This window comes from Arenibacter latericius DSM 15913 (assembly GCF_000424985.1).
In the GTDB taxonomy this organism is placed as follows: Bacteria; Bacteroidota; Bacteroidia; order Flavobacteriales; family Flavobacteriaceae; genus Arenibacter; species Arenibacter latericius.
The window spans coordinates 24,808-38,302 of the sequence record NZ_AUKX01000038.1; the positions used below are offsets into that span (position 1 = coordinate 24,808).

At 34.3% G+C, this 13,495-nt stretch carries 12 protein-coding genes; all 12 read left to right on the forward strand.

Features of this window, described 5'->3' with window-relative positions; genetic code table 11:
* Position 1: 1 nt before the first annotated feature.
* The 12 genes from H344_RS0112135 to H344_RS0112190 all read left to right on the forward strand — a co-directional run bounded on the left by H344_RS0112135 (position 2) and on the right by H344_RS0112190 (position 13,460).
* Entirely contained in the window at positions 2–1,285 is a 1,284-nt protein-coding gene (locus H344_RS0112135) for a xylulokinase (RefSeq protein ID WP_026810571.1), read from the forward strand.
* Entirely contained in the window at positions 1,282–2,223 is a 942-nt protein-coding gene (locus tag H344_RS0112140) for a 6-phosphogluconolactonase (protein ID WP_034256536.1), read from the forward strand. Before H344_RS0112135 ends, H344_RS0112140 begins: the two co-directional genes overlap by 4 nt.
* Positions 2,223–3,236 carry an amidohydrolase family protein gene (locus tag H344_RS0112145; RefSeq protein WP_026810573.1) on the forward strand — a complete coding sequence of 338 codons (1,014 nt, stop codon included), beginning with the start codon at positions 2,223–2,225 and terminating at the stop codon, positions 3,234–3,236. Before H344_RS0112140 ends, H344_RS0112145 begins: the two co-directional genes overlap by 1 nt.
* Entirely contained in the window at positions 3,233–4,543 is a 1,311-nt protein-coding gene (locus H344_RS0112150) for a neutral/alkaline non-lysosomal ceramidase N-terminal domain-containing protein (RefSeq protein ID WP_026810574.1), read from the forward strand. The genes H344_RS0112145 and H344_RS0112150 overlap by 4 nt, the downstream gene beginning before the upstream one ends.
* A gap of 30 nt (positions 4,544–4,573) precedes the next feature.
* Complete coding sequence (locus tag H344_RS20190; RefSeq protein WP_051254296.1) at positions 4,574–6,043, forward strand: sodium:solute symporter family transporter; 1,470 nt, start codon at positions 4,574–4,576, stop codon at positions 6,041–6,043.
* Positions 6,044–6,150: 107 nt separating this feature from the next.
* Positions 6,151–7,203 (forward strand): hypothetical protein, encoded by a 1,053-nt coding sequence (locus H344_RS0112160; RefSeq protein ID WP_034256538.1) that lies wholly within the window; start codon positions 6,151–6,153, stop codon positions 7,201–7,203.
* Positions 7,204–7,221: 18 nt separating this feature from the next.
* Positions 7,222–7,998: an SDR family oxidoreductase gene (locus H344_RS0112165; RefSeq protein WP_051254297.1), complete on the forward strand. Its 777-nt coding sequence runs from the start codon at positions 7,222–7,224 to the stop codon at positions 7,996–7,998.
* Positions 7,999–8,380: 382 nt separating this feature from the next.
* On the forward strand, positions 8,381–9,337 hold the full coding sequence (locus H344_RS0112170) for an aldo/keto reductase (RefSeq protein ID WP_026810577.1): 957 nt from the start codon (positions 8,381–8,383) through the stop codon (positions 9,335–9,337).
* Positions 9,338–9,403: 66 nt separating this feature from the next.
* Complete coding sequence (locus H344_RS0112175; RefSeq protein ID WP_034256540.1) at positions 9,404–10,660, forward strand: sialidase family protein; 1,257 nt, start codon at positions 9,404–9,406, stop codon at positions 10,658–10,660.
* Between the two features lie 6 nt (positions 10,661–10,666).
* On the forward strand, positions 10,667–11,623 hold the full coding sequence (locus H344_RS0112180; RefSeq protein WP_026810579.1) for a hypothetical protein: 957 nt from the start codon (positions 10,667–10,669) through the stop codon (positions 11,621–11,623).
* Between the two features lie 25 nt (positions 11,624–11,648).
* Positions 11,649–12,569, forward strand: coding sequence for a Gfo/Idh/MocA family oxidoreductase (locus H344_RS0112185; protein WP_026810580.1), 921 nt, complete (start codon positions 11,649–11,651; stop codon positions 12,567–12,569).
* Positions 12,570–12,683: 114 nt separating this feature from the next.
* Entirely contained in the window at positions 12,684–13,460 is a 777-nt protein-coding gene (locus H344_RS0112190) for an SDR family oxidoreductase (RefSeq protein WP_026810581.1), read from the forward strand.
* The last annotated feature ends 35 nt before the right edge of the window (positions 13,461–13,495 follow it).

Genomic DNA, 13,495 nt, shown 5'->3' on the forward strand with positions numbered 1-13,495 from the left:
GTTGAAAGAGGAAGTTTTTATAGTATTGGATATTGGCACTAGCAATATAAAATGTGGGTGTCTTAATTCTGCTCAGCATATTTTGATTGAGAAACAGGAGAAATTTCCTATGATTCATAATGAAAATACATATGAGATCGATGTTGTTTTACTATTTGAAACTGTCAAAACTTTAATTCATAATTGTCTTTCAAACAAACTCTTGCAAAAAAGAAAAGTTGCAGCTTTACTTATTACTAGTCAAGCAAATACATTTGTTCCAGTTACTAATAATTTTATACCATTACGTAACGGAATCGTTTGGTTGGATGAACGAGCGAAGGATGAAGCTGAGTATTTAAAAGAGCAATTACCCGAATTTTCAAAATACTCAGGCTTTGGAGAACCTTTAGCCGCTTTATTTGTTTCAAAACTATTATGGTTGAAGAAAAATGAACCAGCTGTTTTTAAAAATGCGAAATATTTTCCTTTGATCAATGAATATGTGGTTTATCAACTTACAGATAAATTCTATACGGACAGTACAAGTTTTGGGATGAGTGGAATGTATGATTACGTAATAAAAGATATAAATAGTAAGCTGTTACAGATTATGGGACTTACTAAAGATAATTTCCCGCAAATTAAAAAGTCTGTAGAAAGTAGTGCGCTGATTTCAAACGAAATTTCAAAGGATTGGGAAATATCATACAGGTTTCCTGTTTATTTCTGTGGAAATGATCAATGTGCTTCTGCCTCAGGGGCCGGTTTGAAAGGTGCAGGTGATATATCAATAAATTTTGGTTCTGCGCTTGTCATATTTTCTATAACTAAAGAATTTTCCAATAATTTAGAATTGCATCAAATAGCGGGTAAATTCCCAATATCTAATGACTATTTTTTACTTAGCTATGAACCTGATTTTGGTATTATTGTTAGGGAATTAAAGGAAAAAATGTTTGAAGCAGGCTCCTATGATCAACTTTTTCAGACCTATTTAGATTATCCAGATATAGAAGAGAGAATACCCAATATTTCAGTTAATGATCTGGAGTTCAATACCCATAGCGAAGCTCATCAATTATGTGCTGGTATAATCAAATATTATATTAATCAATTTAATAAGCATCTAACTAGCATAGCTCAAAAGGTGAGTATAAATAAGGTTTATTTATCAGGAGCAATGACACAGTCAAACGTGTTACTTAAAATTATAAAAAAAGAAGTTAAACATATGATAATCATTAACAATCAAGAAAATGCTGGATTAGTTGGTGCTTTGAATATTTATTTATTAGAAAAATGAAAAACTTAGATTTTAATTACGAGCCTTCGAAGCATGTTCCTTTTAGAGATGAAAAAATACTGGAAAGGGTGAGGAACATTAAACGGGAGGATATTACAAATCATAAAAATCCAGATTTTAAGATTCATGTAGTTCCTGATGCGGATATGGGAGTTATAATGCTTTTTGATATTTTTCATCGAATAAAGACTGCTTCAGATGCTAACGAACCAATAGTGTTAATAATGCCAAATCCATGGCCTCATTTCAGAATGTTGGCACATATGCTCAATAAGTTTAAAGTGGACTGTAGTAAATTGTATACGTTTAATATGGATGAGTATGCAGATCAAGATGGAAACATTGCTCCTGAAAGCTGGAAGTATGGTTTCGGTTACGCGTTTAAAAAATACTTTTATTCAAACTTAGATAAAAAACTTCGTCCTGATGAGAAGCAATTACACACTTTTACCAATAAGAATATCAATGATTACGGTAAAATGATTTCAGATCTTGGCGAGGCTGACATGGTCTATAGTGGCCCAGGTTGGACAGGTCATTTGGCTTTTATTGAGCCAGACGCACCAGAATTTAAAGCTGATTCAATGGCGGAATGGATGGAAATGGATGCTCGAATTGTTACACTCAGCCCATTTACACTAGCTCAAAATTCTCTCCATGGAAGTTTTGGAATGAGTGGTGACTTAGCTATTGTTCCTCCAAAGGCTGCGACTATTGGGCCTGCTCAGGTAGTAAGGGCGAAAAATAGGATGCAATTCTGTGGAATAGGTATACATGGTACCACTACCTCTTGGCAAAGATTGATAACTCGCCTTGTTTTACATGGAGATCCATCTCCATTAGTTCCTGAATCTGTACATCAACTTTTACGAACAGATTCTTATGTTACAGAAACAATAGCGATGAATATTGAATCAGATTTTGAAAAAGGATATTAATGAACACCGATACAATTAAACGAGGTTTATATAAAACCGAGGCTGTTATTGACATTCATACCCACGTTGGTATTGCTCCCAAGTTTTACTATCAGTTTGGGTATCCCTATGCACTTTCCGTAGAGGACCTTGTGATCCGTATGAACCAGCTTGGCATTGATTATTCCGTAACATTTCCTTTTGTGGATTCTGCTTTTTACGTTAAAGATAGTAGCTCACCAAAGATTAAAACGACGAAACAATTTTGTGATTTTCCATTTGAATTAGAAAACCGGAATTTATTAAATGAAGTAAATGAAATATTTCCTGAGTATACAAATAAAATACTTCCTTTTTTAATGTTCGACCCTTCCAGAGAAACTGAGAAACAGGCTGATTTTATGGAAGAAATTTCAGAGAAATATCCTGTTTTTGGAATTAAAACGGCAACCACTTATATACAATCTTATGTAAATGACCTAGAAACCATAGGAAAGCCAATTTTAGAGTTTGCGCGTAAAAAAAATTTACCCATTATTTTTCATTCCTCAGTTCATCCTGAGGATCCTTGGGCCTCGGCATCTGATATTGTGAATTTAGCAGAAAAACATCCTGATATTCGTTTTTGTATAGCTCATTGCGCTCGTTTTCTAGAACCAGTCTTGGAAAAAGCTGCAACTTTAGATAACTGTTATGTGGATTATTCAGCTTTTGTAATTCACTGTAAACTAGCAGTGGAAAACTCACCAAGTATTGCTGCCAAAAACCATCGGTTTAAAGCTAATTATAATGATCCACTCTCTGTGATGGTTAAAATGGCGGAAACTTTTTCTAACACAATGCTTTGGGGAAGTGATACACCTTTTAATTATTGGATTCAAAAGTATTATACAGGTGATGGTAAATTAGTAGAAAGTAGATTAGACTGTGAGTATAGGGAAGAAACGGACATCTTACATAAATTACCCAAGGCCTTAAAAACCAATATTAGCTACAAAAATAATTTACAATTTTTATTTGGAGAACAAGTATGAAAAAGTTATATGCAGGAGCAGCCATAATCGACGTAACACCACAAAAACCAATGTTTTTACACGGTTACCCACATGTGGAGCGAACAAGTGAGGGTACTAATGATCCCTTATACGCCTCTGCTCTAATAATAGATAATGGAGAGAACCTAATTGGACTTTGTGCAGTAGACGTAATTTTTATAAGCAAGGAAATTACAAAAAGGGTTAGAGAGCTAGTTCAAAGGTCAATAAGTATAAATGGTGATAACCTTATGATATGTGCTTCCCATACACATTCAGGCCCTTTAATTGTAGCTGATATTTATTATGACCCAATAGTGCCAGAGGTTGACTCTGAGTACATCACCTATTTGGTGAATAAACTTGCGCAGGTTTTTATAGAAGCATATAATAGAATCAGACGATGTAAAATTGCTATCACGTCAGCCGATAGTACTGGTGTAGGAGGAAATCGACATGATATTGATGGAGCTATAGACCCTGAAGTACCTATAATAGTTGTAAAAGATTATGAAACCGATAATATTTTCGCGTTATCAATTATTCATTGTATGCATCCAACAATTTTGCATGAAGACTCAAAGCTGTATTCAGCAGACTTCCCAGGATATACAAGAGAGTTTATAAATAAAAAATTAGGGAAGGATGTGGTTTTGTTATACCAGACAGGACCTTCTGGTAATCAATCTCCGAGACATTTTATTAATTCAAATACTTTTGATGAGGCGAAACGACTTGGATTTATGTTAGGAAAACGAATTGCAGAAAGTGTTTCGCAACTTAGTGATTCGGAATTTAAGGACTGGCATTCGCAAAATATTCGGAAGTCCTTTTTAGACCTACCTAGAAAAAAATTTATGCCTCTTGAGGATGCTGAAAAAAAGGTTGATTCTGTTAAGAACAAATTAGACTTAATGCGGCTTAATAATGAATCAGCAACAGAAATTAGAACAGTTGAATGTGATTGGTTTGGTGCAGAAGAAAATTTAAAACTTACTAAACTATTAGTTAATGGAGAACTTGAAAAAGCGTATAAAACCATTTTGCCAATAGAAATTAATTGTATTACACTAGGTGGAGTTCACTTTGTTTTTCTTCCGGGAGAGTTATTTGTGGAATACTCTTTAAAAATAAAGGAGAAATTATCAGAGAAGGTCTTTGTGTGCAGTTTATCTAATGGTGTCTTAGGAGGTTATATTGTTTCAGAAGAAGCAGAAAAGGAAGGTGGATATGAAGCATGCAATAGTGTTTTTTCTGCTGAGGGAGGGGAGTTAATTGTTGAATTAGTTCATGAAATGTTGAGTTAAACCTATTGAATAATAATTACTTTAAGTGCTATGATAATAACCACATTAGATTGGATAATAATAATTGGATATGCTGTTGGAATGTTACTATTGGGTTTTTATTTCTCAAGTAAAAATAAGAGTTCGGATGATTATATGCTTGGTGGAAGAAATATGTCTCCTTGGAAGGTAGGCCTTTCACTTTTTGCTACAATGTTTAGTGCCGTATCTTACTTATCAATGCCGGGAGAAATGATTAAATATGGACCAATGATTTGGTCATCCTTATTTGCCTTACCTTTTATATATTTCATAGTGGCTTATTATTTTATTCCTTATATAATGAAGCTCAAAATATCAAGCGCCTATGAATTATTAGAAACAAAGTTAGATATTCGAAGCAGAATAATCGCAGCCGTTTATTTCTTAACAATGCGTATCGTTTGGATGGCGGTTATTATTTATATGGTTTCTGAAAAGGTAATTATTCCAATTATGGGTTGGCCAGAGGAGACCGCTTTATTTGTAAGTATTATTATGGGGGTGGTAACTGTAATTTATACTTCTTACGGTGGTTTAAAAAGTGTTGTTTTCGGAGATGTTGTGCAAACATTTATTTTATTTGGAGGATCAATTGTTGCTATCGTTCTAATTGTGAGTGATCTTGGGGGTGTTTCGAATATCATACCAAAAGAATGGCCAGACCAATGGGCTGAATTAAAATTTTTTGATGCGCAGGCACGTTTAAGTTTTTTACCTGTTGTCTTAACAACTTTTGGATGGTATGTCTGTACGGCAGGTTCAGACCAAATGGCCATTCAACGATATCTGGCGACTAAGAATGTTAAAACAGCTAGGAGAATGTATTTACATTCTATTTTGGCCAATGCGCTTGTGACTTTGCTATTAGCTGTTCTAGGAATTGCATTATTTGCATATTTCAAGATGAACCCTGATTTGCTTTCAAATGGAAATTCTATTGTCGATGATGCAGATTTACTATTTCCAAAATTTATCGTAATAGGATTGCCATCTGGATTTTCAGGTCTTGTTTTAGCAGGACTACTTGCAGCTTCTATGTCAAGTTTATCTTCTGGTATTAATTCCTCAGCCATGTCCATTATCAATGATTTCATTTTAAGGTTTAGTAAGAAAGTTATAGTAGAAAGGAATCAGGTAAAGATGGCGAAATATATATCTTTCGGAATTGGCTTTATAATTGTTTTATTGAGTTTGGTTGTAGGTAACATTAAAGGGAATTTGTTGGAAATTACATACAAGACAATCAATCTATTGGTAGCCCCATTATTTGTACCCTTTTTTATGGCCATGTTTGTTAAAAGACCAAATCCTACAGCTACTTTTATTGGAACATTATTAAGTGGCTTAGCTGCAGTTTTAATTAGTTTTTCACAGGAACTTTATGGAGAAACAATTTCCTTTCTTTGGATAATTCCAGGTTCATTTATAGTAGGGATAGTAAGTAGTTTTATTTTGAGCTTATGGGGGAGAAATAAATAAAACATGAAGACTTTCAGCTCGAGATTTCTTCTTAATTATTCTTTGTAATAAACATGTAGAGCGTCAATATTTAAATAACCATAACCAACAATTTAAAATTAAACATTATGAAACCAAAAAGTCTTTTTTTCTTGTTTTTTTATCCCTGGCTTAGTTTTGCTCAAACGAACAGTAGTAATAATTTGGATTCAATCCAGGTAACTAAAATTTATGATACAAAGGAGTACAGTGCTTTTACAGATCTTCTAAGATTCAACAATGCTTTTTATTGCTCTTTTAGGGTCGGAGCTAAACATGCAGGTTACGAAGACTATGGAAAGGTAAGAATTATTAAATCTTTGGACGGTAATAACTGGGAAAGCATTGCAGAATTAAACATAAAGAACCTGGATTTGCGTGACCCCAAACTTTCGGTTACTCCAGACGGACGGATTATGGTAATAATGGCAGGAGCCCGTTTTAATTCGGATAATTTAGTAAATGATTTGTATCCAATGGTATCCTTTTCCAATCAGAGAGGTGAGGACTTTGAGGATCCAACAAAAGTAGTCTTAGATCCAAATATTAATCCATCGAAGGATTGGTTATGGAGAGTAACCTGGAATAACAATGTTGGTTATGGCATAAATTATCAATTAAAAGAAAATAGCAGAGATTGGTCAAAACTTGATAAGGACGCGTGGCTATTATATTTACTTAAATCTAATGACGGAAAATCTTTTGAGAGCGTCTCGCAATTAGATATTGACCATTTACCCAATGAATCTACCATTCGCTTTGATAAGAATGGAACCATGTATGTGTTAGTCCGTCGTGAATCAGCAGGCAAGTTAGGGGTTTTAGCAAAAAGCAGCTATCCATATACCAACTGGAGTTATACCAATTTGGATTTTAGGTTAGGTGGACCAAACTTTTTGTTTTTGAATGATAATAATTTAGTAATCGGAACAAGAAATTATATCAAAAAAGCATCTACATCCCTTTTGGTAACAAATTTGGATGGAAAGGTTTTAAAAAAAATTGAGTTGCCGAGTGGAGGTGACACTAGTTATCCTGGAATGTTAGTTCATGATGAAAAATTATGGGTATCCTATTATTCCAATCACGAAGGAAACTCTAGTATTTACTTGGCTCAAGTTCCACTAAACAAATTAAAATAATTCCAAATTGATTATATAATGGGACTACTTAACTTAAGTGGAAAGAGTATATGGGTCATTGGAGGAGCTGGCTTTCTTGGACAATCAACTGTAAGAATGCTTTTAGAATCAGGTGCAAATGTTTTATGTGCCGATCTAGGAAATAAGGCTGTCGAATTTGGATCTTCAATAGAAGCTATTGATCAATTCAAGCCAGTTTCATTAGATGTAAGGGATGAAAAGGAAATAGATTTATTTATTGTCGAAAATATTCAAAAATATGGCATTCCAGATGGCTTGGTAATTTTAACTTTTGGTTCTTCTGGGAAAACTTTGGAAGAAATTTCAGGTGAAGAATTTGATATTGTAAATCATATAGGTCTAACATCTACATTTTTACTAGCCAGAGGTATCGGGAAAGAGATGGAAAAGCCAGGAAAAGGAAGTGTTGTTCTTTTTTCAAGCATGTATGGAATGGTATCTCCCAATCCTAGTAATTATAAAAAGCCTATGGTGGTTAATCCGATAGAATATGGAGTTGGAAAAGCTGGTATTGTTCAAATGACCCGATATCTTGCAGTGTTCTATGCAAAAAATGGAATTCGTTTCAACTGTATTTCTCCTGGACCATTTCCGAATCCTTCCGTTCAAAAAGAATTTCCTGATTTTATTGAAAAATTAAAACTAAATGTACCCATGGGAAGAATTGGACAACCAAAAGAGGTTGCAGGTGCAGTAACATTTCTATTATCAGATTTAGCTTCTTTTATTACCGGACAAAACCTAGTAGTCGATGGAGGTTGGGTATGTTGGTAAAACGGAAGATGTAGAGTTGTTTGGATACTTTACATAAGAATGGAAATCGTCATAGATATGTTTCTTATTATTATTTAAATTAATGATGTGAGAACCCACAATCTGAAAATTTAATATAAACTGTTATTAAATAAGGTAAGTAAGAGTCTAGTATAAAGTATTTCACTTTAACCGTGTTAACTATATGTCTTAACGAAAGTCACGTAAGGGCTCCTCTTTATGTATAGAGGAAGGCAAATTTTAGCCTAATGCTAATTTGAAATTAATTCAGATATTGAAAGTGAGTAAAATAACGCCAGTATGATTTCCTTTTATAATAAGATGATTAGTGAAGCATGCTTTGGAGAATTTAGAAATATAATTTATAAATACAATATTATCAATGAAAACAAGAGAACTAGGTAAAACTGGTATTATGGTATCAGAAGTCGCTTTTGGAGGTGTTGAAATAGGGATGCCATATGGGATTGGAATTAAAAGTCAAGCCGATATGCTTTCTCATGAAGAAGCAATTCACCTATTGCATGAAGCCATAGATAGAGGGATTAATTTTTTTGATACAGCCCGTATGTATGGTGCTAGTGAAGAGATTATGGGACAGGCTTTTCGATCAAAAAGAAATGAAGTGGTGATTAGTTCCAAATGCTGTAAACTACGCGATAAATCAGGAATTCTACCTTCATCACATGAACTAAAAAGAATAATTGAAAAGTCATTAGAGGAGAGCCTTATGGCCTTGCAAACCAATTATATTGATGTGTTTATGTTGCATCAGGCTGATCTTGAAATTTTAGATAATGATGAGATTGCTCAAACCTTTCTAAAGTTAAAAGAAGAAGGAGTGATCCGCGCCACTGGAGTTTCTACTTATTCTGTTGAAGAGACAAAAAAATCAATTGAAAGTGGTAATTGGGATGTTGTACAATTGCCATATAACTTAATGGATCAATCACAAGAAGTTAACTTTTCATTGGCAGAAAAGAATAAAGTTGGGATTATGGTCCGGTCCGTTCTATTTAAAGGAATTTTGAGCAACAAAGGAAGGTCACTGCATTCAAAGTTAAAAGATGTTGAAAAACACATTCAATCATATAAAGAACTTTGGAGTCAGCTTGGTTGTGATCTGGCCGCATTAGCTTTGAAATTCGCATTGTCATCTGAGCAAATATCCTCAGTACTTGTGGGCATGGATCGATTAGAATATTTAGAAAATTCTTTAAGTGTAGCAAATGGCAAGTACTTAAATAAAGCTCAATTGAAAAGAGCGAAAGAACTTCAATATTCTAATATTGAGTTTTTGGATCTGGTTAAGTGGGAAAGAAAAGGGTGGTTAACATAACTATTACTTTGATAAAAATTCAAAGAGAATGTAGTGTAGTAACAATTAATTAAAAATGTAATTATTATGAGACGTAAATTAATGAAATTTAGTTTGTTAGGATTTATCTTGATGCTTTCCGTGCAATGTGTAGATAGGAATTCTAGCAAAACCAACTCAGAAGCAAAGTCAGAAAGCGCATTAATGGCATTAAATGAAAATGCTCAATTTTTAGGAGATAGTACAGTAGGTTTACGTAAAATTAAGGACATTGTCATTTATTCAGATTCTTTATTTTACTCAACATTTCCATCTGTAATAACTCGACCTGACGGAGAGGTATTAGTGTCATTTAGGCGTGCACCTGATCGTAAAATATTTGGAGAATCTGGATCGAACCATGTTGATCCAAATAGTTATTTGGTAATGGTTAGATCAAATGATAATGGGGAAACATGGACAAAGACCCCTGAATTAATTTACTCTCACCCTTTTGGAGGTTCTCAAGATCCATGTCTGTTGCAATTGCAAGACGGAACAATTCTTTGTGCAAGTTATGGTTGGGCTTTTCTTAGACCGGAAGGTATGGCTAATTTAAAAGAGCCTTCTTTCGTTAGTTCGGATGCTACTTTTTTAGGGGGCTACCTGGTTCGTTCCTCTGACGGTGGAAATACATGGGGGGATGTTATTTACCCACCACATATAGAGCCAGAAGTTCTTAATAATGCATTTGGTAATCCGGTGCCGGCATATAATAGAGGAGCATTATATGAGGCAAAGGATGGTAGAATTTTATGGATAGTTGCTGCTCATGATACTCCCACTAAAACCTCAAATCATCTTATTGTCTCTAAAGATAAAGGATTAACTTGGGATTACGTTTCTCCTGTAGCGGTTGACAGCAGTGTTTCTTTTAATGAAGCCTCAATCATTGAAACTCCTAAAGGCGATCTTGTAGGATTTTTAAGAACAGCGGGCTTTGGAGATCAAGCAGTTATTTCTCGTTCAACAGATGGTGGAAAAACGTTTAAATGGGAATCCATGGGTTTTCAGGGTCATCCATTAAATGCATTGAGGCTAAAGGATAATAGAGTCCTATTAACTTACGGATATCGTCATAAACCATATGGGATTCGAGCCCGTATATTAAATCCAGAATGTACAGATTTTGCCACAGCTCCAGAGTTCGTACTTCGAGAAGATGGTGGTACAACAGATATCGGTTATTCATGGCCAACCCAATTAGATGACGGTCGTATTTTAGTCGTTTATTATTTTAATCAAGATAATGGCACTCGTCATATTGCAGGGACTATTTTAGATATACAGAACAAAATAAAGTAGGTACTTATGAGGTGTGTCAACATTACTAAGTACATAGCACTACTATTAGGGGGTATACTTTTTTTATGTTGTGGAGAATATAAAAAACATACTGTTTCGGAATCTATAAGGGAAGAAGCTAAAATAAAGCTGCAATATGCTTTAGAAAATTCCTCAAAGTGGGAAAAGGTTCATGCTGCGGAGTACATTCTAAATCTTGATTATTCTAATAACGTGTATGATCTTTTTCTTGAGGAAGAGAAGCAAAATAGGAATGAACCTTATTATCGTATAGGGGTGTGGCGTGTATTAAATCAGGCAGCGATATCTTTGGAAGAAAAAACCCAATGGTTAGATTCAATTTCAAGAGTGTATAAAGGATATTCTTCTTTAGATAGAATTCACGCTGCTGAATCTTTGGCCAAATTGAGGGTATCTCCATATACTATTTCTACTGACATTACAGATTCAATTCTGGGTGGTGATCACAATCCAATGTGGGCTTATACATATTGGGGTACAGCCTACACTTCAGAAAAAGATATGGATTTAGTGATAAATAATTTACTTGAAATAATCCTACAATCAAAGGAAACAGTTTTAATCAAGAAAATAGCTTTATATGCATTACTTAAAATGAAAAATTTAAGTGTTGACAATTGGGATTTATTGATTTCTAAAACACTGAACGAACCTAAGAGTTCACCATTATATACAAGTTTGCTAACCTGTACACTGGCAAATACACCAAAAGATTCTTTGATGTCCTCTCGTGTAATTAAATGTAGGGAAAAGTTGAGAAGACAAATAGACTCATTAGATAACGATGAGATTTATTCATTATTGGCTGTATATGAAGATATTGCAACTGAGGAGGATTTGTCTTTTCTAATTGCGAAAATGAATAAGGGAAATGATTTAGGCAATACGGAAAATGTAATGGCAGCTGCCAACGCAATATTAAAAATTGACAAGAAAAGATGAAAGATTTTGACTAAAGTTTAAAGTTATGATAAAATTAGGAATAATTGGGATGAGTGAAGGAAATGCTCACCCTTACTCTTGGTCAGCCATAATTAATGGCCACTTCAATGCAGAGGAAATTGATAGAGTGGGTTATCCAGCTGTTTCCAACTATTTAAAGGCTAACGATGATACTTTGGGGATCATTGGTGCAAGGGTTACCTGTATTTGGACGCAAGATATAAAGGTTTCAGAAAGTATTGCTAAAACTGCAAAAATTGAGACCATAGCAATTAGTTTGGAAGAAATGGTAAGATTGGTGGATGCTGTAATATTGGCACGAGACGATGCAGAACACCATGTTGATATGGCAAAACCTTTTATTGATGCTGGGATTCCAATTTTTATCGATAAACCACTCGCAATAACAAGAGAAGATTTGAAATATTTTTCAGACCAAGTTGCTATGGGTAAGTTTATAATGTCTTGCTCATCTATGCGATATGCTAACGAATGCAGAATTGTTAAACAGGAAATATCTGCATTAGGAAAGTTGGAGTTAGTTACAGCAGTAGGCAAAAAGGATTGGAATAAATATGGTGTACATCTACTTGAAGGTCTATTTTCATTGTTGAATGATCCGAAGCCAGTTTCTGTAAAACATGTAGGAAAATCTGGAAAAGATATTGTCTATATTGAATTTCAAGGTGGACTTTTGGCAACTGTTCACCTTTTTATGGACATATCCCCAACCTTTCAAGTCTCCTTATTTGGACAAAAGGAATGGAGGATAGTGGATATTAAAAATTCGTATTCTATGTTCCGGGACAATATGATAGAATTTGTCCGGTCTGTAGAGCAGGGTAAGCCTAGGCTCCTTTTCGTAAAAACAGATATGATTATTAAAACGCTGATTGGTGCTGTTGAAAGCTTAGAAAAAGGAGGCGAAACAATTTATTTAACATGATAGGCTTTCTTTTATAGAATTAAATGAAGAGAGTATAGAAATACTTTATTCAAAGATGGATAATTACTATAGTAAGGCAATATGTTACTATTAGAAACAAATAATTCTAAATAGATGAATGTAAAAGATTTATTAAACTTAAAGGGGAAAATTATCGCAGTGTCAGGTGGTGCTGGATTTTATGGTAAAAGTATAGTGGAAGGGCTGGCCGAAGCTGGAGGAACTGTTATAATAGCTTCACGAAATTTAAAAAATGGACAGGATGTTGCTAACGCATTTCGTTTAAAAGGACTTGATGTACATTCTATGCAGGTTGACCAGGGGGATCATAAATCCGTATTGTCACTTAAAAATAACATTTATGATACATTTGGGAAGTTGGATGTATTCGTAAACAACGCTGTTGCTCGTCCAATGAAAAAATATGATGATCCGATGCAGAATTTTTCAGAATCTATGCGCATTAATGCAACTGGGATGATGGATATTGTGCGTGAAATGTGTGATCTTATTGGGGAAAGTGGAGGAGGAAGTGTAATCAATATTAGTTCTATGATGGGTATGTATGGTCCTGATCTTTCCAATTATGAGGGAACCGATATGGGAAATCCTCCCCCTGATTATTTCTTTCATAGGGCAGGAATAATTAACCTTACCCGATACCTTGCAAGAGTTTTGGGTAAAAAGAATGTAAGGGTAAATTGTGTAAGTCCAGGTGGGCTATTCAATAATCAACCAGAACGATTTTTGGAAAATTATTGTAAAAAGGTTCCAGTTGGACGGATGGCAAACAATGATGATATTAAAGGTATTATGGTACTACTAGCTTCGGATGCAGGTGCCTATATTAATGGAGAAAATATATTGATGGATGGTGGGATGAATGCTTGAACAAATTTAATTAATTCAAATGAAATTATAAAAGT